Annotated in this window: 25 protein-coding genes and 1 rRNA gene; 4 read left to right on the top strand and 22 right to left on the bottom strand. The window is 53.1% G+C overall.

All coding sequences use genetic code 11. The annotated features are described in order from the left end of the window. Positions 1 to 16: 16 nt before the first annotated feature. The 6 genes from HCQ99_RS00135 to HCQ99_RS00110 all read right to left on the bottom strand — a co-directional run bounded on the left by HCQ99_RS00135 (position 17) and on the right by HCQ99_RS00110 (position 5,423). The gene (locus HCQ99_RS00135) at positions 17 to 988 is read right to left on the bottom strand and encodes a hypothetical protein (protein ID WP_166984556.1); all 972 of its coding nucleotides are present in this window, start codon (positions 986 to 988) and stop codon (positions 17 to 19) included. Continuing rightward, positions 988 to 2,760: a peptidoglycan D,D-transpeptidase FtsI family protein gene (locus HCQ99_RS00130; RefSeq protein WP_166984555.1), complete on the bottom strand. Its 1,773-nt coding sequence runs from the start codon at positions 2,758 to 2,760 to the stop codon at positions 988 to 990. The genes HCQ99_RS00135 and HCQ99_RS00130 overlap by 1 nt, the downstream gene beginning before the upstream one ends. A 19-nt stretch (positions 2,761 to 2,779) precedes the next feature. Beyond that, positions 2,780 to 3,364, bottom strand: a complete 585-nt coding sequence (ftsL, locus tag HCQ99_RS00125; protein ID WP_166984554.1) for a cell division protein FtsL — start codon at positions 3,362 to 3,364, stop codon at positions 2,780 to 2,782. Beyond that, positions 3,361 to 4,341, bottom strand: coding sequence for a 16S rRNA (cytosine(1402)-N(4))-methyltransferase RsmH (rsmH, locus tag HCQ99_RS00120; protein ID WP_166984553.1), 981 nt, complete (start codon positions 4,339 to 4,341; stop codon positions 3,361 to 3,363). The genes ftsL and rsmH overlap by 4 nt, the downstream gene beginning before the upstream one ends. 9 nt (positions 4,342 to 4,350) lie before the next feature. Continuing rightward, complete coding sequence (mraZ, locus tag HCQ99_RS00115; RefSeq protein WP_166986340.1) at positions 4,351 to 4,782, bottom strand: division/cell wall cluster transcriptional repressor MraZ; 432 nt, start codon at positions 4,780 to 4,782, stop codon at positions 4,351 to 4,353. Positions 4,783 to 5,042: 260 nt separating this feature from the next. After that, entirely contained in the window at positions 5,043 to 5,423 is a 381-nt protein-coding gene (locus tag HCQ99_RS00110; protein ID WP_166984552.1) for a DUF3040 domain-containing protein, read from the bottom strand. A gap of 64 nt (positions 5,424 to 5,487) precedes the next feature. Here HCQ99_RS00110 and HCQ99_RS00105 point away from each other — a divergent pair, with 64 nt between their 5' ends. Continuing rightward, a complete protein-coding gene (locus tag HCQ99_RS00105) occupies positions 5,488 to 6,588 on the top strand; it encodes a polyprenyl synthetase family protein (protein ID WP_166984551.1) in 1,101 nt (366 codons plus the stop codon). Between the two features lie 9 nt (positions 6,589 to 6,597). Here the strand turns inward: HCQ99_RS00105 and HCQ99_RS00100 are convergent, their stop codons facing one another. Beyond that, positions 6,598 to 6,927 (bottom strand): Rv2175c family DNA-binding protein, encoded by a 330-nt coding sequence (locus tag HCQ99_RS00100; protein ID WP_243854748.1) that lies wholly within the window; start codon positions 6,925 to 6,927, stop codon positions 6,598 to 6,600. Positions 6,928 to 7,019: 92 nt separating this feature from the next. On the opposite strand from HCQ99_RS00100, the gene pknB reads away from it, so the two are divergent. Next, the gene (pknB, locus tag HCQ99_RS00095) at positions 7,020 to 9,041 is read left to right on the top strand and encodes a Stk1 family PASTA domain-containing Ser/Thr kinase (RefSeq protein WP_243854747.1); all 2,022 of its coding nucleotides are present in this window, start codon (positions 7,020 to 7,022) and stop codon (positions 9,039 to 9,041) included. A gap of 6 nt (positions 9,042 to 9,047) precedes the next feature. On the opposite strand, the gene HCQ99_RS00090 is transcribed toward pknB, so the two are convergent. Together HCQ99_RS00090 and HCQ99_RS00085 are read right to left on the bottom strand one after the other, a co-directional pair. After that, positions 9,048 to 10,397: a class II 3-deoxy-7-phosphoheptulonate synthase gene (locus tag HCQ99_RS00090; protein ID WP_166984550.1), complete on the bottom strand. Its 1,350-nt coding sequence runs from the start codon at positions 10,395 to 10,397 to the stop codon at positions 9,048 to 9,050. 36 nt (positions 10,398 to 10,433) lie between these two features. Next, positions 10,434 to 11,159 carry a lysophospholipid acyltransferase family protein gene (locus HCQ99_RS00085; RefSeq protein ID WP_166984549.1) on the bottom strand — a complete coding sequence of 242 codons (726 nt, stop codon included), beginning with the start codon at positions 11,157 to 11,159 and terminating at the stop codon, positions 10,434 to 10,436. Positions 11,160 to 11,317: 158 nt separating this feature from the next. Here HCQ99_RS00085 and HCQ99_RS00080 point away from each other — a divergent pair, with 158 nt between their 5' ends. Beyond that, on the top strand, positions 11,318 to 13,147 hold the full coding sequence (locus tag HCQ99_RS00080) for an AMP-dependent synthetase/ligase (RefSeq protein WP_166984548.1): 1,830 nt from the start codon (positions 11,318 to 11,320) through the stop codon (positions 13,145 to 13,147). A 63-nt stretch (positions 13,148 to 13,210) separates the two neighbouring features. On the opposite strand, the gene def is transcribed toward HCQ99_RS00080, so the two are convergent. Then, the gene (gene def, locus HCQ99_RS00075) at positions 13,211 to 13,699 is read right to left on the bottom strand and encodes a peptide deformylase (RefSeq protein WP_166984547.1); all 489 of its coding nucleotides are present in this window, start codon (positions 13,697 to 13,699) and stop codon (positions 13,211 to 13,213) included. An 88-nt stretch (positions 13,700 to 13,787) separates the two neighbouring features. Between def and HCQ99_RS00070 the strand changes: the two genes are divergently transcribed. Further along, positions 13,788 to 14,660: a ParA family protein gene (locus HCQ99_RS00070; protein ID WP_166984546.1), complete on the top strand. Its 873-nt coding sequence runs from the start codon at positions 13,788 to 13,790 to the stop codon at positions 14,658 to 14,660. A 75-nt stretch (positions 14,661 to 14,735) separates the two neighbouring features. On the opposite strand, the gene HCQ99_RS00065 is transcribed toward HCQ99_RS00070, so the two are convergent. The 12 genes from HCQ99_RS00065 to rrf all read right to left on the bottom strand — a co-directional run bounded on the left by HCQ99_RS00065 (position 14,736) and on the right by rrf (position 24,512). Beyond that, on the bottom strand, positions 14,736 to 15,260 hold the full coding sequence (locus HCQ99_RS00065) for a MerR family transcriptional regulator (protein ID WP_166986331.1): 525 nt from the start codon (positions 15,258 to 15,260) through the stop codon (positions 14,736 to 14,738). Between the two features lie 197 nt (positions 15,261 to 15,457). Beyond that, positions 15,458 to 16,147: a transcriptional regulator FtsR gene (gene ftsR / locus HCQ99_RS00060; protein WP_166984545.1), complete on the bottom strand. Its 690-nt coding sequence runs from the start codon at positions 16,145 to 16,147 to the stop codon at positions 15,458 to 15,460. Then, positions 16,147 to 16,605 carry an FHA domain-containing protein gene (locus tag HCQ99_RS00055; RefSeq protein ID WP_424945190.1) on the bottom strand — a complete coding sequence of 153 codons (459 nt, stop codon included), beginning with the start codon at positions 16,603 to 16,605 and terminating at the stop codon, positions 16,147 to 16,149. The genes ftsR and HCQ99_RS00055 overlap by 1 nt, the downstream gene beginning before the upstream one ends. 120 nt (positions 16,606 to 16,725) lie before the next feature. Continuing rightward, complete coding sequence (locus HCQ99_RS00050) at positions 16,726 to 17,100, bottom strand: hypothetical protein (RefSeq protein ID WP_166984543.1); 375 nt, start codon at positions 17,098 to 17,100, stop codon at positions 16,726 to 16,728. Positions 17,101 to 17,172: 72 nt separating this feature from the next. Then, positions 17,173 to 17,787, bottom strand: coding sequence for a hypothetical protein (locus tag HCQ99_RS00045; RefSeq protein WP_166984542.1), 615 nt, complete (start codon positions 17,785 to 17,787; stop codon positions 17,173 to 17,175). Between the two features lie 74 nt (positions 17,788 to 17,861). Continuing rightward, entirely contained in the window at positions 17,862 to 18,278 is a 417-nt protein-coding gene (mnhG, locus tag HCQ99_RS00040; protein WP_166984541.1) for a monovalent cation/H(+) antiporter subunit G, read from the bottom strand. A gap of 2 nt (positions 18,279 to 18,280) precedes the next feature. Further along, entirely contained in the window at positions 18,281 to 18,679 is a 399-nt protein-coding gene (locus HCQ99_RS00035; RefSeq protein ID WP_243854746.1) for an MrpF/PhaF family protein, read from the bottom strand. After that, the gene (locus tag HCQ99_RS00030; protein WP_166984540.1) at positions 18,666 to 19,271 is read right to left on the bottom strand and encodes a Na+/H+ antiporter subunit E; all 606 of its coding nucleotides are present in this window, start codon (positions 19,269 to 19,271) and stop codon (positions 18,666 to 18,668) included. The genes HCQ99_RS00035 and HCQ99_RS00030 overlap by 14 nt, the downstream gene beginning before the upstream one ends. Further along, a complete protein-coding gene (locus tag HCQ99_RS00025) occupies positions 19,268 to 20,842 on the bottom strand; it encodes a Na+/H+ antiporter subunit D (protein ID WP_166984539.1) in 1,575 nt (524 codons plus the stop codon). The genes HCQ99_RS00030 and HCQ99_RS00025 overlap by 4 nt, the downstream gene beginning before the upstream one ends. After that, positions 20,842 to 21,333, bottom strand: a complete 492-nt coding sequence (locus HCQ99_RS00020; RefSeq protein ID WP_166984538.1) for a Na(+)/H(+) antiporter subunit C — start codon at positions 21,331 to 21,333, stop codon at positions 20,842 to 20,844. Before HCQ99_RS00020 ends, HCQ99_RS00025 begins: the two co-directional genes overlap by 1 nt. After that, the gene (locus HCQ99_RS00015; protein WP_243854787.1) at positions 21,330 to 24,191 is read right to left on the bottom strand and encodes a Na+/H+ antiporter subunit A; all 2,862 of its coding nucleotides are present in this window, start codon (positions 24,189 to 24,191) and stop codon (positions 21,330 to 21,332) included. Before HCQ99_RS00015 ends, HCQ99_RS00020 begins: the two co-directional genes overlap by 4 nt. Positions 24,192 to 24,395: 204 nt before the next feature. After that, positions 24,396 to 24,512, bottom strand: a 5S ribosomal RNA gene (rrf, locus tag HCQ99_RS00010). Positions 24,513 to 24,707 lie beyond the last annotated feature (195 nt).

Raw genomic sequence — 24,707 nt, 5'->3', positions numbered from 1 at the left:
AAGATTTTCTGGTTCTTTATGCTGTCAGCGGCGCGTTTGTAATCTCACCCGCATAAAGAACTACTGTACTCGCATCGCAGTTTGCACCGGTCGCAACTTTAGCTTCAGATACCGAAGTGTAATAAGAGACCTGAGCTCGGCCACCGCTGGCAGCGATCCCCTCTCTAACATTCTGCGCGGTTTCGCAGGCAACATACAGCAGATGCCCGGAGTGCGCAGCTTGAGCTCCGATCATGGCAGACTCTTTAGCATCGCAGCGGGCTGCAACTGTTTCGGCGTCGAGCACGATCCGCACCTCTCCGGGTGCCACATCGGTTAGCGCGTCAAGCAGATCGCGCAGATACACGAGGCCGACAATGTTGTGCTCAACCAAGAGCGGTGCTGTCTGCGCTGCCGACAAGCGTGCGCCGCAATCCACCTCTAGTGAACCAACATTTTTCAACATCGCGGCGATCTCAGCTATCGGCACGCCAACGGTCGCCAAAGTCGCAAGCGCAAGCCCAGCAGCTGTGGCCAAATCGGTCGAGAAGGTGGCGAGCCGCCCTCGAAGATAGCCGTCTTCAGGCCCCTGCATCGCAAAGCTCACAGCGTTTATGTTGTGGTTTGTAACCGCGAGATACCAGTCGGCGGTCTGCCCGTATTCAGAGGAATAGCGCACCACTTCACCCTGGGCTCGCTTCGCTAGATGCGCCCCGCTGCTGTCGTTGACGTTAATCACCGCTTGTGCCGCAGTCGCAGCTGCAAAAAACTGTGCGAATGTTTTAAAGCTGTTCTTTTCTGCCTCATTTGCCGGTTGGCCAAGCGTTTTAAATCCGCTAAAAACCAGTGTCTCAATTGCGGGTAGTGCAGTGCCGTTCACAAGGGCGTTAGCTATCTCCTGCTCTGAAAGCACTCCAACTTCGATATCACGACCCAGCAGGCGTAGATATGTCGACAGTAAGTGTGCGGTCTCAGCCGCATAGTGTCTTCCGGTGACCGCGATCCGCACTAGTACTCCTCCGGAATATCTTGGAAGCTCCCTGTGGAGGGCTCGATTTTAAAATGCCGGATCGCAGCTTCTGCGCTCTGTTTCCAGGTGCCAACCGCAGCAACACCACCGTGGCCATTCTTCGGGAAGGCGACCGAGGTCACCAGCACGTATTGCGGGTTATCCGCGGGGAAGTAACCTGCAAACGAGTGGACGAAGTCGCTGCGCAGCCCGCCCTGCCCGTCTGACTGCTCTGCTGTGCCTGTTTTTCCGGCGAGGCGGTAACCATCGATGCTGATTTCTTTGCCAGGCCAGTCAGCGTTAGCAACGTTCTCAAGCATGTTTTGCAGTTGCTGTGCTGCTCCCTCACTAATTACGCGATGGGATTCTCCCGCATCGTGGGTGATTATTTCACCGTCAGATGCGGTGCAGTTTTTGATAAGAGTCGGTGGGACGTAGACTCCGTTGTTAGCAATCGTCTGATAGATAGCAGCGGTTTGCACAATAGTGCTGGAAACACCCTGCCCAAACATGACGTTGTAGCTGGTTTGCGCATCCCACTGTTCGGCAGGATACAGCAGGCCCGCGTCTTCAAACGGCATTCCGGCTTGGGTTGAGCGGCCGAGCCCGAAGCTGGTCATGTAGTTGAAGCGGGTTTCGCGGTCGAGCCGACTGCCAAGCATCGCTGTGCCAACGTTTGACGACCGTTCAAGAATACCGGTTGCGGTCCAGGGCGTATCGGCGTGTGCAAAAGAGTCGCGGAACAGCACATTAGGCTCAGGGTTCCAGGTCCAGGGCGTCAGGTTTTGAGTTTCGGGAGTGATCTGCCCCTGATCCAAAAGCGCTGCCATCGTTACAGTCTTATAGGTTGATCCCGGTTCGTATGGCAGCAGGAAAGCGCGCGAATCTCGGTGGCTCGGCTCGCTGGCTGCAACATTGTTCGGATCGACGGAGTAGTCTTCTGCGACCGCAACCAGCTCTCCGGTTTTCACGTTCATCAGCACCTGCATAACCCACTCAGCCTGCGCTTTATCGCGGATTTCGTTGGTGCGTTGCTGCAACTCCCACTGCAGGTCGCGGTCAATTGTGAGTTGCAGCTGACCGCCGTTGCGCACGGGTTTCTCGATAACACGGCTGCCAGGCAGTTGCACACCGTCAGCTGAGCGTTCATAGGTTTCCACGCCGCTTTCACCGGTTAGGCACTCATCCTGCGACAGCTCTACCCCCGCTTGCGCAGCACCATCGGATCCAACGAACCCAATTATGTTGCCCGCAACAGCTCCGTTAGGGTAAACACGGTTAAAAACTGAGCTGAAGGTCAACCACGGAATGCCGAGCTGTTTGAGGCGATTAAGTGTTGTGAGATCAACTGATCGCTTCACATAAGCAAAATCAGAGTCAGGATCCTCTGCGAGAGCATCGTCGACAATTTTCTTTACCTCTTCAGGCTTCTGACCTATCACCTCAGCAATTTCGGCAAAAGCTTCTTCCGCTGTGGTTGCTTCATTTCCCCGGTAGAAAATACCGTTGCGCACCTTGGTGTTTTTTGGCGAGAGCTGCACATCGTAACGTTCATCGGTAACAGCCAACACCTGACCGTTCGCATCAACGATGCTGCCTCTCAGCGCCGGCACTTGCACCGGCACGGCACGCTTGCCCTGTGATTGCGCCGCGAGCGCGGGGCCGTTTACCACCTGCAGATCAACCAGCCGCACACCAAAAACGAGCCCCACAGTTACAACAACCGCAATAGCTGCTTTCGATCTGCTGATATTTATTCGCTTTCGTGCCACGCCCACACCTTAGGAAATTTTAGTGCGTCACCGGCGCTGGTAATTCACCCTTCCAGCTAACCGGACGCAAAACATCAGGATCCACAGGTTTATCACCGACTGTGTCAGCTCGCTGTGTGACACCGCCTGTTGCATCAAGAATTGTAATATCTGTGAGTGTTGAATTGGCCACTGTGTTTTTGACCGGCTTGCTTGTTGAGGGTGTTGGATTTCCGATGATGACACCGTCACTCAACCGAAGATATGCGGGGCTTTCGCTCAACACCATCCCGAGACTTGCTGCATTGTCAGCGAGATTCTGTGGGGAATTTTTAGCCTCAACATTCTGCGCTAACACAGTATTTACGCGTGTTACATCCCGCACCTCGCTCTTGAGTGCGGTTAGCTCGTAGGCGTCCATAGATGTGACCGCAACAAGCCCCATCTGCCCGAAGATAACCCCCAGCACAGTGAGCCCACAGGCAACCGTCATGCCAAAAGAGCGCTGCGCTTTTTTGGTTTGCGGCACAAGACGTAACTCGGGCCGTGTATATGTCGCAGTCTCATGCTGCGGTGTCTGCTGCAGCTGCTGGACTGCACTCAGTTTTCGCTGGGGGTTGCTCACTTGATTCTCACTCGGGTTACAGCTCTTAGGCGAACGGGGATTGAACGGGGATTAATTTCTTGCTCTGCTTCACTCGCGGTTTCAGCTCCGCGCGTCAACAGCTCAAACTCTGGGGCAAACTGCGGCAACTGCTGCGGCAAACCCGCTGGTGTAGTGTCGCGAGTAGCTCTAGCAAATTCAGTTTTTACGATTTTGTCTTCATGCGACTGATAGGCCATGGCTACGAGACGCCCGCCCACCGCAAGTTCGTGCATCGCTTTTGGCAGGGCGTCTGCCAGCACTTCAAGTTCGTTGTTTACGGCAACGCGCAGCGCTTGGAAAACACGTTTTGCCGGATGCCGCTGGTTTTTTAATTTTGCCGGGGTGGCTTCCTGCAAGATCTCCACGAGCGCCCCGCTGCGGCTGATCGGCTCGGCCTGGCGCGCGCGCACAATTGCATCAGCGTAGCGTGCCGCTAACGGTTCATCACCGTAGCGTTTGAACAAACTACGAAGCGCAGCTGCGTCCAGGCGCGCAAGCAGCTCAGCAGCGGTCTCCCCCTGCGACTGATCCATGCGCATATCGAGCGGTGCATCCTGCGCATAGGCAAAGCCGCGCTCAGCTTCGTCAAGCTGCATTGAAGAAACGCCTAAATCAAACAGCACTCCGCACAGCTCGGCGTCAGCGCCTGTCAGCCCCAACTCTTCCCGCACCTTCTGCAGCGCCGCTGGCAGTTCGTTATATACGGCGTGCACCGACACAAAACGTTCTTCGTATTTTGCTAAACGTTCTGAGGCCAGACTGAGGGCGTTGGTGTCTCGATCAAGACCGATTAGTGTGACATTCTGGAAACGCTCTAACAGTGCTTCAGAGTGCCCTCCAAGACCTAGAGTTGCATCAACGATGATGCCGCCATTCTCTAGAGCGGGGGCGAGAAGCTTAACACAACGATCGAGCATCACCGGGGTGTGTTTTTGGGCTGCGAGTGAAGAGGTCATATTCGCGGGCTAGAACATGCCCGGAATCACCTCCTCCGCAACATCAGCAAAGTCATTTTCCTGCGCGGCAAGATATGCATTCCACGCCTCAAGATCCCAAATCTCCGCACGCTGCCCGGTGCCGATAACCGCAAGCTCGCGGTCGAGACGCGCATAGCTGCGCAGATTTGCGGGGATAGTCACACGGTGCTGCTTGTCTGGTGTTTCAGCGTGCGCGCCTGATAGGAAGACGCGCAAGTAGTCTCGCCCCTGGCGCGATGAGATCGGGGCTGTGCGCAGGCGCTCATTCATCTCTTCAAATTCACGCATTGTGAAAACGTAGAGACAGCGCTCCTGACCGCGCGTAATAACCAGCCCCTGACTAAAGGCATCACGAAATTTCGCAGGCAGAATGAGGCGCCCTTTCTCGTCCAGTTTGGGCGTATAGGTTCCCAAAAACAGCACAGAGCACCTCCCTTCCTATCACACCACTTTACTCCACTTCTTCCTCGAAAGTCGCCAAAATACTCCACGGCACACCGAAATATTCCCTATTTTTCAGCGTTTTAGTCGGTGGATGAAAGTGGAGTTAAAAAAGAAACCCTGCTCCGAAGAGCAGGGTTTCTAAACACAAGGCCACACTAGAGGCGGCAGATTAGTTTCGGGGCTACGCTGCACGAAATCTGCGTAGCCCCGGTTAAACGCGACTACGCAAAGTTAAATCACAGCTCGCCTTCCATGCGACGACGCCACCGATCCTCAATTTTTTCCATGGGCGACTGCCTCGCCGCCTGAGAGTTAGCTGACTTTTCTGCAGCAGTTCTCACTGTATTTTTCTCATTTTTTGCGTTTGCGGGGCGAAAAGCGAAAAAGCCGCCCGCCAACATTGCAACAAAGCCAAGCAGCCCCAGCAGCGGCTGCTTCAAGGCAACCGCAGCAAGCAGCACCCCAACGCCGGCGATAATGATCAGTAGGCCGAACACTAGGTTGCGGTAGTTCAGCGGCTGCGGCGCCCTGTCAGTGGGCACCTCATCAGCTTCAGACGCATAGAACTCTTGTTCGATGCGCTGAAAAATCTCCTGCTCACGGTTGCTTAGGCTCACTAGTTCGTCCTCTCAAGTGGGATGAATCCAGTCTAAAGTCGAAATCGCGGCTATGCTAGCCAGCGTGGGGCAATCAACCAGACTTGCAGAACTTGTTCAGGAACGAATTAATACATTTGTCGCTTCCAAGCGCGCTGATTTAGAGCCGCTCGGTGAGAGCATTGAAGATCTGCTCACCGCTGCCAGCGACTTTCTCAGTGGCGGGAAGCGGATCCGCGCATACTGTATTAGCTTGGGCTTTACGGCCTGCCGCGAGCTGAATCTCACCTCGCCTTTAAACAATGATGCCGCTCGCGTTGTCAACGCCGCAGCCGCGCTGGAACTGTTCCACGCCGCAGCACTTGTGCACGACGACGTTATTGACCGCTCCGAAACCCGCCGCGGTAAGCCGTCTGTGCACACTAATTTCGCACGCAAACACTCGCGGTCTGGGTGGCGCGGACAGGCCGCCCACTTCGGTGTAGCTGCCGCCATCCTGCTGGGAGACCTACTACAGTCGTGGGCTGACGAGCTGTTTCAAAAGGCCGTCGACAGCAGCGAGCCTGCCGCCGGCTCTCGCGCACGTGGGCACTTTAATCGGATGCGCACAGAAGTCGCATTTGGCCAGTATTTTGATGTGTTAGAGGAACAGCAGACCACTTTCGCACCGCATGCCGAGCAGATGGAACGCGCAACCCGAGTGCTGCTCTATAAGTCTGCAAAATACAGCGTCGAAGAGCCCCTTCTGATAGGCGCAGCGCTTGCAGGGGCGAGCACGGAGCTTGAAAAAACGCTCTCTGGCTTTGGGGTGCCTGCGGGGGTGGCCTTCCAACTGCGAGATGATGTGCTTGGCGTGTTTGGTAACAGTGCGGTCACCGGTAAACCCAGCGGTGATGATCTGATAGAGGGCAAGCGGACGGTGCTTGTCACCCTGACTCGCAAGGAACTCAACACTAGCCTGCGCGCTATTTTTGATGACGTTTTTGGTGACGCTGAGATGACATCGCTGCAGTTAGAGATGTTGCAGCGCACAATCCGTGAAACTGGTGCGCTGGATCAGGTTGAAGAATTAATCGCAAAGAATATGCGTCTCGCGCAGCGGTTCGCTAGATCACCTGAGGTGGCTCCAGCTGCAGTAGAAAAACTTGTATCCCTCGCTGAGAGCATGGCAAAACGGCAGGCATAACCCGTGGCGTTAGCCGAGCAGCAAAGCTGCCGAACGCACGTTCGCCTTCTGCCCTTTTCTAAGCAGCGAGATCGGGGTGTCACCCAAGTGATCGTTTTCGGTGAGCAACCAGTCAACAGCTTCTTCAGTTGAAAGGCCGGCGTCTGTCAGCACTATTAGCGTGCCGCGCAGCGAGGAGACCACCACCCCGTCGTTGATGAACTCTTTTGGCACACGCAAAACTCCGTCAATTTTGACCGCTGCCAAAATTTGTTCTTCAAACATGCGGCGAACTTTTCCGGGGCTGGAGTCAAAAAGTTCCACTAAATCTGGAACAGTGTATGTATTTGCGATATCCACACCTCTACTCTGCCAGAAACAAAGTCATCACAACCAGGTTACAGAGCCTAAATTTTCGGTGAATCGTAAACATCTCTCGTAGACTAAATCAGGTGAGTGCAGTAAATCGTGATCAGTTCATCGGGAAGACCCTCGATGGCCGCTATCATGTTCGCGCTCGAATCGCCCGTGGTGGCATGGGAATGGTATACCTCGCAGACGATCTGCGACTCGGTCGGCGTGTTGCGGTAAAGGCGATGCACGCACACCTCGTGGACGATGACTCTTTCTTACGCAGATTTGAAAAAGAGGCGCAAGCGGCCGCCCGCCTCAACGATCAAAACGTTGTAAACGTATTTGATCAGGGGCTTGATGGCGATGTCCCGTATCTTGTGATGGAGTATGTGCCTGGGATCACACTCCGGGAGCTTCTCAAGCAACAAAAACGCCTGACTGCCGCACAAGCTATCGAGATCAGTGAGGCGGTGCTCAGCGGTCTCTCGGCAGCACACCAAGCTGGTTTTATTCACCGTGACGTGAAACCAGAAAATGTTTTTCTGGCTGATGACGGGCGCATTAAAATTGGTGATTTTGGTCTCGCACGTGCAGCAAATAACAACACAACAACCGGTCAAGCACTGCTCGGCACCATTGCTTACCTCTCGCCAGAGCTGGTAACGCGCGGTGTCGGCGACACTCGAACCGATGTTTACGCTTTCGGGATCATGCTTTACGAAATGCTCACAGGGGTGCAGCCATTCCGTGGTGAGCAGGCTGTGCAGGTTGCATATATGCACGCGCATCAGGATGTTCCAAAACCATCCCTGATCTCACGGGAAGCATCTCCCGAGCTTGACGAGCTGGTGCGTTGGACAACCGCCCGCGATCCAGAAAAACGCCCGCGTGATGCCACAATCGTGCTCGCTCGGATGCGGGAACTGCTAGACGGAGGCCTCCACGCACCTACCAGGGTGCTGCCATCCGACGGGCCGGGATCCACCCGCAAGCTTGATCTGAATGCCACCGCAGCCACCACGGTGCTGGGCGCAACCGCTGTGACCTCTGTAGCTCCTGCAGCTGTAGCAGCAGCAGCCGTGCAGGAGCCAACACCGGCCGCTCCTGCCGGATCAAAAAAGAAAACTCCAAAGAAAAAAGCAACAAAACCGCGGGATGATGAGGGCCGGCTGCAGCCGGTTGCACAATCGCCAATTGAACGAGCGCAGGCGCTGCAAAGAAAGCGCAGCAAACGCGGTGCGATTGTAGCTGCTATCGCACTCATCACCACAGTCGCAGCAGGCGCGATTTCTTGGTACACATTCCAAGGTCCCGGCGCTCTCAAAACAGTTCCACAGGTATTGGGCTTGGAGCCAGAACAGGCGAGTAACGCAGTTACCGCTGCCGGGCTTATCCCTGAGCTTGCTGACTGCACAAACCCAACCGTTGCCCCCGGGCTTATCTCTGACGCAAGCCCTGCCCCGGATACCAGGGTGCCGGCTGACACCACGGTTAAACTCTGCCAGTCGATTGGTCCAGCAAGCTTGCCAGTCCCAACTTTGGTGGGGCTCTCTAGTGCTGAAGCTGAAAAGCTCATAACAGAAGCGGGCTTTACTTTTGACGGCATCACCTCCGAAGTTTTCGACGGCGGGGTTGCAGACACTGTGCTGGCCGCATTCGATGCAGACGGTAATCCCCTGGGTGCGGAGTATCGCGAACAGGGGCCGATAACCCTCGTTCTCTCCGCAGGCCCCGTTCCAAATGTGTCAGGCCTGAGCGCAACCGAGGCCAAAAACGTCGCACTTTCGGCGAAACTTAATTTTGATGAATCGCTAAACAGCGAAGCCTCTAGCGAAGATATCGAGTCGGGCCGGGTGATTGCGCTAGCGGGGGCAGAGACACTGCGTGTCGGTGACAGTGTGGGATTAATTATCTCTACAGGGCCCGAGCTTTTTGCAGTTCCTGACGTTACCGGCCTGCGCATGAACGAAGCGATCAAACGACTCGAGGAAGCCGGCTTTAAACCGCTGACAGGGGTGCCGCAGGCGCTCCGTAACGCGGTGCACGTGAAGGACACAAAGCCCGCTGCCGGCGAGAAAGTGCGCGCCGGCAGCGAGGTAGAACTCGGGTTTGAGCTTTAAAACTAATTAATGCTCAGCTTTTAGCAGCTCGGCAACCTGGAAGGCTAATTCCAGGGATTGCATGTGGTTGAGTCGCGGGTCACAAAGCGACTCGTAGCGCGTCTCCAGCGTCGCTTCATCGATATTTTCCGCCCCACCAAGACACTCAGTAACATCGTCGCCGGTGAGTTCAACATGCACACCACCGGGCACAGTGCCAGCTTCCCGGTGTGCTTCAAAAAAGCCCTCAACCTCATTCATGACGTCGTCAAATCGACGGGTCTTATAACCGGTAGAGGTGGTTATCCCGTTTCCGTGCATAGGGTCTGTCACCCACACAGGCTCTATGCCCTCTTTTTTCACGCCCTTCAGAATGTTCGGCAACACCTCGCGGATCTTGCCGGCCCCCATGCGAGTAATGAGTGTCAGGCGGCCAGGCTGACGCTCCGGATCCAGTTTGTCGACCAGACGCAGCACATCATCAACCGTTGCGGTTGGCCCAACCTTTAACCCGATCGGGTTTGCAACCTGCGATAGGTAGTGCACATGCGCGCCGTCCAGGTCGCGGGTGCGCTCACCTATCCAGAGGAAGTGCGCAGCGGTGTCGTAAAGCTTTCCGGTGCGTGAATCAACGCGTGTCAAAGGGCGCTCATAGTCGAGCAGCAGCGCCTCGTGCGCAGTAAAGAAGTCTGTCCGCGTTAGTTCACTAAAGTCTGCACCGCAAGCCGCCATAAAACGCACAGCGCGGTCAATCTCTTCTGTCAGCTCACGGTAGCGCGCATTTGCTGGGTTGTCTGCGAAGCCGCGATTCCACTCATGCACTGCGCGCAGATCCGCAAACCCACCCTGCGTAAACGCACGAATCAAATTCAAAGTTGATGCAGAGACATGGTATCCCTGAAGCAACCGGCTGACATCTGCCGCGCGCGACTCGGGTGTGAAGTCATAACCGTTAACAAGGTCACCGCGGTACGCCGGCAGCGTCACTTCACCGCGGGTTTCGGTGTTGCTTGAGCGCGGTTTTGCAAACTGACCGGCCATCCGACCAACTTTCACAACCGGCGTAGAGGCCCCATAAGTGAGCACAAGCGCCATCTGCAAAAGCGTTTTTACGCGATCGCGAATCTTATCTGCGGTCGCATCCGCAAAAGTTTCTGCGCAGTCACCGCCCTGCAAAAGAAAAGCTTTACCCTGGGCAACATCAGCCAGCTGTGTGCGCAGCTGATCCGCCTCACCAGCAAACACCAGCGGAGGTTGCGCAGCAAGCTCCCTTTGCACTTTCTCGAGCGCGCTTTTATCGGGCCACTGTGGCTGCTGTTTAATCTCCAGGTTTTTGTATTTATCGAGTTCAGCAAAGAGCTGCTCTTGAGCGTTCATTTTCACTTCTCCTGGATGGTGACCTAAGCCATAATTTTAGCGTTTTTTCTGAGCCTTTTGTGCTGCCAGTTGCGCACGCTGCTCACGCTCGATCTGGCCACGCACTGTCGAGGCATAAACGTCGACATACTCTTGTTTACTCAACGCTTGGATCTCATACATTATTTCATCGGTGATGGAGCGCAGAATAAACCGATCAGTCTCCATGTCTTTAAAGCGTGAGAAATCGAGCGGTTTGCCGATTATTGTGCCTATCCGGCGAATGCGTGGCAGACGCACACCAATGGGCATTGCTTTTTCGGTGTCAACCATAATTGCCGGAACAACCAGCGCACCAGACTGTAAAATCAAACGAGCAACGCCCGTCCGTCCCCGATATAAGCGCGCATCTGGGCTGCGTGTGCCTTCAGGGTAGATCCCGAGCACTTTACCCTCGCTCAGAATTTTTAAGCCCGTCGCAAGTGAAGATTCTGAAGCTTTTCCGCCGGACCGATCCATGGGAATCTGCCCAACGCCCAACATGAAGTTGCGAACAAACCAGCCTTTAAAACCCTTGCCGGTGAAGTAGTCACTCTTAGCGAGAAAATAGACCCGCCTGTCGATCATCAGCGGTAGGAAAAAAGAGTCGATAACAGAAAGATGGTTACCAACAATAATTACCGGCCCCTCTTTGGGCAGATTTTCAAGCCCCTCAACCCACGGCCGATAGATCGTCTTCAGCAGCGGGCCAAGAATGAGGTGTTTCAGTATCCAATACAGCACCGAGGCATCCTTTCAATTGCTCTAAAGACTAACAGTTAGTGTATGCTAACAGCGCATTTATGCTTAATTTCTAACTGCTTTAGCATTTTTGCAGTTTCACCGGGTAGAGTTTTTGCAAACTACCTGAGCAACTTACATTAGTATCAAAGGAGCTACACGTGAAATCAACGAAGGTTGAGCTGCTGACAGACTTACTGCCAGACGAGAACCTCACCTACCTACTCGAGTCTCGCGTGGCTGAAACCCCCGATCGAGCACTCTTCTCAATTCCAGAGGGCAGCGCCTGGCGCGATGTAACCGCTCTAGAGTTTCACAAAGATGTGATCGCACTCGCGAAGGGCTTCGTCGCTGCCGGTATCCACCCTGGCGAGGGTGTGGCCCTGATGTGCAAAACGCGTTACGAGTGGACGCTCATCGATTTTGCTGCGGCATACGCGGGTGCGTTTGTGATTCCAATTTATGAAACCTCCTCAGCGCTGCAAACACAGTGGATTCTGTCAGATTCTGGCGCTGTTGCGATTATCACTGAGAACGCAGATCATGCTGCCCGTTTTAATGAGATAAAGAGCGAAACTCCCGAGGTGAGAGAGCACTGGCGCCTTGATGAAAACATACTCGACGACCTCCGCAAACAGGGCGCTGCTGTGCCAGATGCTGAGATTAATCACCGTCGCAGTATTGCTAAGGGCGCTGACACTGCAACGCTGATTTACACCTCGGGCTCATTCGGTCGCCCGAAAGGTTGCGTGATCACCCACAGCAATTTTGTTGACCTTTCAACAAACACTATGCTGCGCGTCGAAGAAGTTTTTAGACAGGAGGGCGCAGCAACTCTGCTCTTTATCCCGTTGGCACACGTTTTTGCCCGTTTGATTTCTGTGCTTGCTGTTTATGGCGGTATTCGGGTCGGGCACGCAGAGCCAACCAATCTGGTTGATGCGCTCGGATCCTTCCAACCGACCTTCCTGCTAGCTGTGCCACGCGTCTTTGAAAAGGTGTATAACGGCGCAGAACAAAAGGCAGAAGCGAGCGGTAAGGGCAAGATTTTCCGCACCGCAGCGCGCACCGGTGTCGAGTATTCACGTGCCTTAGACAAGGGTAAAGTGCCGCTCGGGTTGCAGCTAAAGTTCAAACTGTTCGATCGCCTTGTTTTCGCTAAACTGCGCCAGGCCCTGGGCGGAAAAGTGACCTACGCTGTCTCAGGATCAGCGCCGCTAAGCTCCCACCTCGGTCACTTCTACCGCGCACTGGGTGTGAAGATTCTTGAGGGATACGGTCTGACCGAAACCACCGCCCCGCTGTCAGTAAATCTGCCAAGCAAGCTGAAAATCGGTTCTGTCGGGCCGGTGCTTCCCGGCACCGAAGTGCGTTTGGGTGAAGATGATGAAATCTTGGTAAAAGGAATCGGTGTTTTCAAGGAATACTGGAATAACGAAGAGCAGACCAAAGCGGCTTTCACTGAAGACGGCTTCTTCCACACGGGAGACCTTGGTGAAATAGATGAAGACGGTTATATAAAAATTACCGGCCGTAAAAAGGAAATTATCATCACTGCGGGTGGCAAGAATGTTGCCCCGATGGTGCTTGAGGATCCGATCCGCTCTAACACGATTATTGCGCACCCGGTTGTGGTTGGCGAAAAACGGCAGTTTATTTCATGCCTGATCACTCTCGATCCCGAAATGCTGCCAAAGTGGCTAGAGAATAACGGCGAGGATCCAAATATGAGCCTCGCTGATGCTGCGAAGCATCCGAAGGTTATCGCTGAGGTGCAGCGCACAATCGACGAAGCTAACAAGTTTGTGAGCCGTGCAGAGTCTATTCGAGAATTCCGCATTCTGCCTGTGGAGTTTACCGAAGACAGCGGTCATCTAACCCCAAAGATGAGCATTAAGCGCGCAAATATTCTGAAAGATTTCAACTATGTTGTTGAGGAAATCTACGGTCCACGGCCACACACCGGCACTATCGGCACGGTGCAAAGCTAAAAACAACCAGTAATGATTCCGCCAGAGTCAGCGTAAACACACTGTCTCTGGCGGAATCTTTTTTTAAAACCAGGCCGACTCGCGAATCTGTTTCATCGCCTGTTTACGCTGTGCTGCATCAAGCCTCTGAATATACAGTTTGCCGTCAAGGTGATCGCACTCGTGCTGGAGTGCCTGGGCTAATAATCCTTCTCCTGCGATCACAACCTTATTACCGTTAAGATCTATGCCGGTAACACGAGCTTTCGGGTAACGCTGCACTTGGAACCACAGGTCAGGGACCGATAGACAGCCCTCACCCGTTGGCACAGGCTCACCGAAGACCTCCAATTCGGGGTTCAAGATATAACTAACTTTCCCATCGATGTGCAGACTAAACGCGCGCACGTTGTGACCGATTTGTGTCGAGGCGAGACCCGCACGACCGTCAAAGGCAACGGTGTCTAAAAGATCGGTGACATGCTGCCGCAGACCATCGTCAATTTTGGTGATCGTATCGCAGACGCGACGGAGCACCGGATCACCAAAAACTCTAATCTCACGAACAGCCATTCTCTCCTCAATCTTCAGCTTCGTTTTAAAACCAGATTACAGCCAGCTCATTGGTAGTTACCATGTGGGTGGCTATAGAATTAGTACCGTGAAGGTTATTAGCATCAGTTCCCTAAAAGGCGGCGTCGGCAAGACAACCGTAACACTCGGTCTCGCGTCTGCAGCGTTCTCGCGCGGCCTACGCACGCTTGTGGTTGACGCCGATCCACAGTCAGATGTGTCCACCGGGCTTGATGTTGAAATTACCAGCGAGAATGTCAATATCGCAGATGTGCTTTCCGATCCGAGCCGCGTGCGTGAGGCAATTATTCCAAGCGGCTGGGGCCGTCACCATGCGGGCACAATCGACCTGCTGCTGGGAAGCCCTTCAGCAATTAATTTTGATGGCCCACACCCCTCTATGCGAGAGGTGTGGCGTCTCGAAGAAGCACTAGCTCAGCTCGAGAACGACTATGACCTGGTGCTTATCGACTCTGCTCCCTCACTAAACGCTCTCACTCGAATCGCTTGGACGGCCAGCGACCGTGTGTTGGTTGTGACTGAGCCCGGCCTCTTCTCCGTTGCAGCAGCCGATCGTGCACTGCGCGCTATCGATGAGCTGCGCGCCGGTGTCAGCCCCCGTCTTGATCCGCTCGGTGTTGTTGTTAACCGCGTGCGCCCTCAGTCGCAGGAGCATCAATTCCGTATTCGTGAGCTGCGAGAAATATTCGGCGAGCTGGTGCTCGACCCAGTGCTCCCTGAGCGCACCACTATCCAGCAGGCAACCGGGGCCGCCAAACCAGTGCACATGTGGCCGGGTGAGACAACGCAACAGCTTGCCGCGAGTTTTGACTTTTTGCTCGATACCGCCGCAAAGTCTTTGAATATGTCTATCCCGCCGGCAGGCCCAGTGGGAACAACTGAGCTTATTACCTTAGACGCGATAACAACCGCTGATCTCAGCAGCGTCGATGTTAGCTAAGGCGTTAAGGCAAACAAAATATAGGTGAGGGCGGGTGAAACAATTTTGTTTCGCCCGCCCTCACCTATAAAACCTCTAAGCCAGCTTCAGCTGTGCCCGGCGGGCAGCGTACTCCCCTTCTTGGGCAGCAGCATGCTGTTCGGCAGCCTGGCGGTGCTCTTCAAAGCTCAACAGCGAACTCTCAACCTCGTGCACAACCTTGCCAACAGCGATGCCAAACACACCCTGTCCGCGGCCGAGCAGATCCATAATCTCATTACCCTCTGTGCAGAGATAAATACCCGCACCATCACTCATAAGGGTCACACCGGCAAGATCCTGCACACCGTGGCTGCGCAGCTGCTCTACCGCAAAACGCACCTGTTGCAGATTCACCCCAGCCTCAAGCAGTCGCTTCACAAGCTTTAAAACCAAAATATCTCGAAAGCTGTAAATGCGCTGCGATCCTGACCCGTGCGCATCCTGCACTGTTGGAGTTACAAGGCCTGTTCTTGCCCAATAGTCGAGCTGACGGTAGGTAATATCTGCGGCTTTCCGGGCAACACTGCCACTAAAACCACCGTTTTCATTGGGGCACGGTAAGCCGTCAGTAAAAAGCATCTCACTATCGACAGGGGTCAAGCTCGGGTCAACACTGCTCTCCAACACCGACTCCTTTCATAATATAAAAACCAACCGCGGCTAGGCCACAGAGAACTACGCTATCTATCGTGCTGTTGAATTGCAACATCGACGCAATCTACTGCAGCGTGTCGCGAGTGTAAAGATTACAACTTAACAACGGAATCTAGTTGCGTTTATCTGCGCTTAATTGCTCTGCGCATAACAGCCGCCCGTAAAACTTCATAGTGAGATGCCAGCTGCAGCTCAAATTCACTGCGCTCAGGAGAGGGTGCCTTACCTTTACGGGCAATAGCCGTGTGCCGGATCACCTCAGCATCTTTCTCTGCTCCCAGACGGAGTGCGCGCAAATGGCGCGGGGTCAAACCCGCTTCAGCCATACGCATAATCGCTTCGAGCTCTTTGACCGCATCTGCGGGATACACTTCAGCTGCTGGAAGAAGCCCGGCACTGATAGCCTCTGCTAAAAGTTTTGCGGGGGCACCTGTTATGCGCAGGAGCTCTTCTCGATTCAAAACGGGATGCGGAGAAAAGATGGACGGCGCCTCTTGCGCACCACCCGGCAGCTGGGGGGCGCCGCCGGCGTCAAGCTCAGTGAAATACTCGACAATCTTGTCGATAGGCATGAAGTAGTCCCGTTGCAACACAAGCGCCTGACGCAACCGTTCAATATGGGCTTGAGTGTACTTACGGTAACCGCTCGGAGTGCGCAGTGGATCAACCACACCGCGATCCTGGAGGTAGCGCAGCTTGGAAGCTGATAGATCACTAAAGTCACGCTTCAGCAGCTGCTCAACCTGACCGATTGTGAATAGCTGCGTGCTTGAATCAGTTGCTTGCGCCCTAAGCGCGGTTAACTTCACCATTAGACGGTCTCGGGTAGATCAAATCGTGAGGCGAAGAAAGTAAAACGATACTTCCCGACCTGCACCTCATCACCATCGTTAAGCACTACGGTGCCGCTGATGCGCTGACCACCTAGATAGGTGCCGTTCAACGACCCGAGATCAGACACTGAAAATTGCACACCGTCGCGCACAAACTCAGCGTGGCGGCGCGAGACCGTGACATCGTCAAGGAAGATATCAACCGCTGGGTGGCGCCCAGCAACAGTGCTATCCTGATCGAGCAGGAAGCGAGCGCCCTGGTTGGCGCCGCGCCGCACCACCAGCAACGCAGCGCCTGACGGAAGCGACTCTACCGCCTCACGTTCTTCAATGCTGAGATCAGTGGCGCGAGCGCGAATAATCGCGGCTAAATCGGCCTGAAACTGTTCGGTAGCGCGCACCTCAGTTTCTGCTTTTTCGTAAGCCTCATTAGCCACGATTAACACCGCCTTCACTATCGTATTTAGGGGAAATACCTCACCCTCTAAACTATCTCAAATACTATTCTTTTGCACCTTCAGATGCAGCAGCTGTGAAGCTACTGAGAGCACCCTAGATTAGTTATTTACGGCGGAGTCAGCCGGTTTAAATAACGCCTCTAAAAGCAGCGCAACGATGACCACCATCGCACCGAAGTGCAGCCATGGAGTGAATATGTATAGATAGTTAGTAGCGACCATTGCCACAATCCATGAAACTAAGGCGAGCGTGAGATATACGAGCTGCTCACCTTTAGGTGGCGCAGTTTTTCCGTATTTTCCGGCGGCGCAGTGTAGCGCCACAATCGCTAGCAGAAACAGGATAAATTGCAGCAGTGCCGGCACCACAGCCCAGACTGACCGATCCAAGCCTTCCGCCGTCAGCGCCATAACCGCCGGCAGAACTCCCCCGCCGAGAACGGCAGCAACAACGTTCACAATTTTAAATCTCATTTTGATTCTCCTTCGAATCTAGGCTTGAGACGGCACCGATTGCAGCGCCGTTCCAAGCCTCTTAAATATAAGCTATGCGCTCTGCAAATCGACCCAGTGTCGAAGTTCTAGCCAAGGGGTATTAGTCCCAGTAATTTTATATCTTACAGATGCTAATGCCCTAGGAGATAGGTAATAAGAAGATGGGGGCTTTATCACATAACCCCAACCAGTGTTGAAAGCGTAGGTATTCGCAGTTGGGTATTTTGTTATCGATTCTGGAGCCATGCCACCGTTGTAGATATTAACTTTTCTATCTGTAAGTGAAACACCTAGCTTAGGAGACCAGCTACCGGATACTTTCTCCAAACGAATCTCATCACGTCGAGTGGAGTAGGTAAGAGTCAAGCTAGAGCTGACAGAACCAGGGTTCATTGTGCCCCCTATAGTTGCATCCGGTCTTATACTTCGCAGCGCAGCTCCAAATTCGGAATAATCGACATATTCGTAATTAAATGTGACTGTTCCGCTTGATTCTTCGAGTGTTTGGGTCTGACTCTCTGAATATATAACTTCCCCGGTCTCAGTATTGACAACCTCTACTCCGGTTGTAAGCTCAAATTGGGAATTGATGTCAGGCTCGGGTGCTGTTTGCAGCGAACCCCATAAACTCCCTACAAGAGCTAATGTAATTAGTTTCTTTAACATGAGAACTCTCCCTTCGTCTTTGAAATTGAGTACTCATTTCTCTGTATAACACAAACTCCTATAATTAACAAAGTTTAAGTGTTTTTGATCGACCAGCCCTCTTCCGCTGAAATATCAATGCGTCTAGGATCCTCTACATCTGTGTTCGCACGCTGAATAACCGGCTCAAGCTCATCCAGCGCCAAATGTTCGCGATCAATATGACCCGCACGATAGGCAGCGCGACCAGCCATGTGCGCCGACACAGGCGCAGTAAGAGACTGCAGAATAAAAACCGGCAGCAGCGCAAACAGTGTCATCAAATTACGCTGATCAAGAGCAACCGCCAAAATAATCAGTAGCAGCCCAAAAATCTGTGGTTTCGTCGCTGCGTGCAAGCGGGACAGAGGGTCTTTAAAGCGCAGCAAACCGATTCCAGCTGTTGCAGAAAGCAGACCAGCACCGAGTACACACACTGCTGCTGCAATTTCCCAAATAGGAGACTCTAACACGGCTACCCCTCCTTCTTAGCTGTAAAGTCTGTCTGCGGTTCAGAATTAGCGTGCGTAATCTGAATTTCTCCGGTCGCAGGACGCTCATTTTCTGTGCCCTGACCTGTAGAAACGCCCTTCTCCAAATTTGTCGGATTAGCGCGACGCACATATCGCGACACAGTTACGGTTGCTAAGGCTGCAGTCGCAGAGATACCGATCATAACCGGGACAGAATTGTTGTGATTATTAATAACCATCTCAGCCCCCATCGCTAGCACAATAGTTGTGAGCAGAACGTCGCTGGCCACCAAGCGATCAAGAATCGTCGGCCCCTGAAGAGCACGAATAAGGGCGCACAAAGCAGTTATGGCCAGCGCACCAGCTCCGATCCAGACGAGTGTATTCTCAAGAATTAGCACGACAATCCTCCATATCTGAACGCGAACCAATAGCGTTTACCAGTAAGCGTTCAATCTTATGGACATCGCGACGTAGCTTGTCGCGCTGTTTCTTTTCCGGCCCGTGCAACATGTGTAGATAAAGCACGGAATTAAAACGGTCAACATCCACAATCAAAGATCCGGGGATCAGTGAAATTGTCAAACCTGTCATCGTGAGAATAAAGTCACTTCTTGTGCGCAAACGCACCTCTACCACCGCCGGGCTCACCCTTTTGAAAGGGTTAACCGCATGCCACGCCACCTGCAGCGACCCGAGCACAAGCTCCCACAGGAAGTAGATAAAGTACTGCAGCGCCGCAAAAATATTAAAACGTCCGGCAAGCTCAACCGGTGGCAGATAAAAAACGCGGGTAACAAGAATCGCGACCGCAATACCAGACACAAATGACATTGGTGTGATTTCTTGCCACAGCATCATCCACACCACAACAAGACCAAAAATTAGCGGCAGTTCATGCACACGAATCAAAAAATGAAAGCGGCGGTCTGTGTAGCTTTCTGCGCTGTCACGCAAGCGCTGCGCCCGCTTCTCAGTTAGTTCGGTAGTCATGGTTTAACCTCCTGTGGTGGATCCACATACCATGGGATCTGCAGCTCTCGATCGCTTAACACGCGACCAGCCCGGTCTGCATAGCTCATCAAAGGTCCTGCAAACAGTGTCAACCCTAAACAGACAAGAACCATGCTCGCAGTTGCGGCAGTCATCAGTTTTGGAACCTCTCGTGACCCGCGCTCCGGCCCCAAATCTGGTGCATCTACTAGCTGTTGGAGCATACTCTGCCCGTCTTTTATTTCGCTCTTCGGGCGCCAGAAAGAAAGTGTCCACATCCGGATCAGCGCGTTTAGAGTTAGCAGCGACACAACCGTGCCGATCCCGATTAACCAATAGTGCGTTGCAGTCGGGTTTGCAGCAGCCGCACTGAACAAGCCGACTTTACCAAGGAACCCGGAAAACGGTGGAATACCACCAAGATTCATCATGGTTATGAAGGTCATAACTGCAAGCAGAGGCGCTTTCTTTAACAGACCACTGAGTCGCTCCATGTTAGTTGATCCGCCGACGCGCTCAATCATCCCAACACACAGGAACATAGTTGTCTGCACAATAATGTGGTGAATTATGTAGTAGACGGTCGCGTTGAATCCCGCCGCAGTGTTGATCGCGATACCAAAAAGCAGGTAACCGATATGGCTGACCAGCGTGAAACTCAAAAGCCTCTTTATATCGCGCTGTGATAGTGCACCAAGAATACCGACGATAAGAGTCAGGGCCGCCATCCACATCAGCAACTGATTAATATCAGACTCCGGGAAGAGCATAGTTTGGCTGCGCAAAATAGCGTAAATACCAACTTTTGTCAGCAGACCCGCAAAAACCGCAGTAACGGGCGCGGGAGCGGTTGGGTAGGAGTCTGGCAGCCAAAATGAGAGCGGGAAAATAGCTGCTTTAATGCCAAAGGCAACAAGCAAAAGGAGATTTAGGGCGAGCTGTATTTCTGGGTTCAGCTCAGCAATTCGGATCGAAAGCTGCGCCATGCTTACAGTGCCTGTGGCGCCGTAAATAATGCCCAGCGCCGCAAGAAAAAGCACAGAAGAGACCAGCGAGACAACAATATATGTGATGCCCGCACGAATACGTGGTCCGGTGCCACCCATTGTCAGAAGCACATAGCTTGCAACGAGCAAAATTTCAAAGGCGACGTAGAGGTTAAACAAATCGTTGGCTACGAATGCGTCGAAAACTCCCGCTCCCAAAACCAAGTAGCTTGGGAAGAAGATAGAAACAGGGGTTTCCTCATCACCATCAGATAGACGCTGCCCGATAGAGAAGACGAGCACTGCTATCAGCACAATCGCCGAAGTTGTAACAAGTGCTGCCGAAAGCCGGTCGGCCATTAGCACAATTCCAACAGGCGCTTCCCAACCACCGATAGCCATTACCAAAGGCGCATCCTGCACATCGATAATGACCATCATTGCAACACCGATTAACGCTACAACAGTGAGCGAAACGAAGGTGATGAGACTCTGCAGGTTTCGGCGCTGCGGCACCGCCAACGCCATAGCAGCACCAAGCAGGGGAACAAGCACCACCAGGGGCACAAGTGCGGCTGTGTCCATTATTCTCCCTCCGTCTTAGTCTGCTTTTTCGCGGCCGCGCTTAAGCGGTCGTCTTCGCCGTCATCATCGATATCGAACTCAACAACCTGTTCGAGCTCTTCGGGTGAAATCTCTTCAACAAAACCGTGCTGTTCAGACTGCGTAATCTCAACATCTTCAGCGTCGTCACTCACCCGGTCGTCGTGATCTTCAGCATGCCGGAAAGCGCGGTATATCAGTGCCAGCAGAAAGGCACTCACCGCAAAAGTAATCACAATTGCAGTCAGCACAAACGCCTGCGGCAGCGGATCATTCATCTCTTCCGCATCTGCGGTCCCTACCAGAGGTGCTGCGCCGAAACTACCGGACATCATGAAAATTAGCAGGTTGGTGGCGTTTCCAACAAGCAAGAAACCGAGCAAAATTCTGGTAAAACCGCGATCGAGCATGAGAGTAAAACCAACCGCATACATGACCACCATAGCTACAACTAAAAGCAGCGAAACTGTCATCGTGCTGTCACCTGCCGATCTGATTCCGTGTGCACATCAATCTGCGCGCCGAGTGAGCGAACCACATCGAGCACCAGCCCAAACACGATAAGGTACACCCCAATATCGAAAACTGTTGAGGTCACCAGCGCAAGCTCACCAAAAATTCCAAGATCGAGATCGATCCAGTTAGATGTCAGCGCGGCCTGACCAAACAGCATTGGAGCAATAACCGTCAAGGCCGCGATAATCATACCGATGCCAACTATGCGTCCCGCATCAAACGGTACTGTTGCACCGAGCTCGGTGCGACCGCCCGTCAAGTATCGTGCAACAACTGCCATGCCGGCAATAAGACCGCCGGCAAAACCACCGCCGGGGCTGTTGTGCCCGGCAAGCAGCATGTAGATCGAAAGAATAATCAGAATATGGAAAATTAATCGCACCACCACTTCAAGCACGATCGACCGCCGTTCCGGGCTCAGGTCGCTCCCTGCAAGCATCCAGTTGCCGCGCGCGACTGAGCTCTGCGGATCAACAACCTGGCGGAACTTATGCAGTGCATTTGACCTGGCGTCACGGCGACTAATCTTTGGCAGATTATCTCCGCGTTCAAAGAGGAACACGAGCGAGGCAATACCTGTTGCCGCAGCGATAACGACGCTCAGCTCTCCAAAAGTATCCCAACCACGAATATCAACGAGCGTGACGTTTACAATGTTTTTTCCGTGCCCACCTGAGACAGCAAGCTCAGCAAAATCAACTGAAACGGGCGTGTGAATGCGCGCACCGAGTGCAGTAAGCGCAAAAACTCCCAACACAATAGCCATTGCTGATCCAATAAAGATATTGCGGATCCTGAGCGGCAGTTTCTCACGCCGCGAGAGACGCTGCGGCAGGCGCCGGATCACCAAAACAAAAGCAATCAGCGTAAGTGTCTCAACAAGCATCTGTGTCAGCGCCAAGTCAGGGGCACCGTGCAGAGCGAACAGGGCTGCCATAGCGTAGCCGGCAAACCCGACAAGAATCGCTGCTTGGAATCGCTTGGTGGCAAGCAGCGTAGCAACTGACGCGATTATCAGCACAGCAGCAATCACAGCCTGCACAGGGCTCCCCAAGTAGGTATCGACAAGCGGCTGTTGCGATAGAAGTAGGTGGCCACCAACGCCAACTGAGGCAACTGTCAAGGTCACAGCGAGATAGAACGGCAGGGAGCCACGTTGGGTCAGAGCGGTAATCCAGACTGCGACGCGATCCAACACCAAAAATAGATCTGCGAAAAACGCGGGAGCTGAAAACCTATCTTCAAAATGCGGCAGCCTAGAGTCACCAACACCGAAAACAGGAATTAATAGGGCACCAACTACTAGCACCGCAACGGTGGTGCCGAGTGCTGGTGTAATGCCGTGCCAGAGAGCGAAATGTTCAATAGTTTCGGCCGTTGGCCGCACCCGCTGATATATCGGATCAAGCAGATTTGAGAAGATACCGCCGAAAAGAGCAAGCGCGCTAAATACCGCCGCAGAGAAAAGCATGGGTTTGCTAACGTCGTGGAGTTTTTCGACTTCGGCAACTCCTTTTTTGGTTGCGAAAGCACCATATGCAAAACGGAGCATATACGCGACGGTGAGCACGGATCCTGCTACCAAAACCCCCAAAACAAGTGGTGCGTAAGGATCGTTAAGATGATGCATTAACTCTGTAAGCGCAGCTTCTTTTGCAACAAAACCGATAAGCGGCGGGAACCCAATCATCGACAGCGTCGCAAGAACTGCGACGGTTGCAAGCAAAGGTACCTGTTTTCCGAGGCCGCTGATCCGCCTTAGATCGCGTGTTCCGGTATAGTGCTCGATCAGACCAACTGAAAGAAACAGCGGAGCTTTAGCAACTGCGTGCGCAAAAAGTAGCGCAGTTGCAGCAGCGTCAACGGCGGGGATGGCTACACCGTAGAGCATAACAAGCATCCCCAGCTGGCTCACTGTGCCGAAGGCGAGCACGAGCTTTAGATCAGTCTGGCGCAGTGCGCGTATTCCGCCGAGCAGCATGGTAACCGCACCGAGAATAACGAGTGTCGCGCGATAGCCGGGGATATCTCCGAATGCTGGCCCGAGCAGAGCCACTAGGAGAACACCGGCTTTAACCATTGCTGCCGCGTGCAAATAGGCGCTAACAGGGGTGGGCGCTGCCATAGCCTGCGGCAACCAAAAATGAAACGGGAAAATAGCAGATTTAGAAAGCGCACCAGCCAAAAGCAGGAAAACAGCAACAGCAGCGGCCGTAGATGAGGGCGCCGCGGCAATAATTGCACTCAGGTTGGCCTCGCCTGTTTCAAACACAAGAATAATCAGACCAACCAGCATGGCAAGACCACCAATAGTGGTGATAATAATTGCCTGTGCTGCTGCGACACGCCCCGTACGCTTCTTACCGTTATGCGCGATAAGCAGGAATGAGAAGACGGTTGTCGCTTCCCAAAAAATGAAAAGCAAAAATACGTTATCGGCAATTACAAGCCCCAGCATAACCGCTGCAAAGGCTGTGAATACCGCACCGAACCTAGGGACGTTCTGATCTGCCACCTGGAAGTATCGTGCGCAGTAGAAAAGAATCAGTGCACCGGCACCTGTTACCAAAAGCGCAAGCAGATTTGTAAAAAGATCTATCCGGAAGGTGATGTCGATGGAAAATTGCGGGATCCATGCGTAGTGCTCAGAAACAGCTTCGCCGTTAAAAGTTTGAGGCAAATACGTCGCCAAAGCGCAGAAGGCAATGGCTGGAACAGCAGCTAGAGCAAAAAAGCCGTTTCGTCCAAAGCGGCGCAGAAGTGGGTATGCAAGAAGGCTTGCAAAAGAGTATAGCGCTAGTGAAAAAGTGATCACTGTCACGAGAAAACCCCTGGGCCGATTGTTGGAGCCGGCACACAAATACTGAATCTAACCCTACATTGCTAACCTTAAAACTATCTGGCTAGGGAAACTGAAATGTCTCGTATTTTTGTGTGTGTATAAAAATAGTGGGGGCATGTTCCCCACTCTCACCACAACGGTAAGAGAAGAAAACATACCCCCACAAGAAAAAATTAATTCCGGCAGTGACCTACTCTCCCACACCCTCCCGAGTGCAGTACCATCAGCGCTGTCAGCCTTAGCTTCCGGGTTCGGAATGTAACCGGGCGTTTCCCTGACGCTATAACCACCGGAAAACCCTTCAACAGGACTCCCCAAAAAAGTGGAACCAATATTAAATTACCAACATTTAAGGATCCGTCGGAAACCACACAGTAGACGCAAACAACAAAACAACCCAACACTTCTTATAGCCAAAAAATGTTTAACAAGTCTTCGGTCTATTAGTACCAGTCAGCTCCACACATTACTGCGCTTCCACATCTGGCC

The sequence above is a fragment of the Canibacter zhoujuaniae genome, from assembly GCF_011752015.1.
Lineage (GTDB): Bacteria > Actinomycetota > Actinomycetes > Actinomycetales > Microbacteriaceae > Canibacter > Canibacter zhoujuaniae.
The sequence above is the reverse complement of the archived record's forward strand: the minus strand, read 5'-3'. Positions and strand labels throughout refer to the sequence as shown.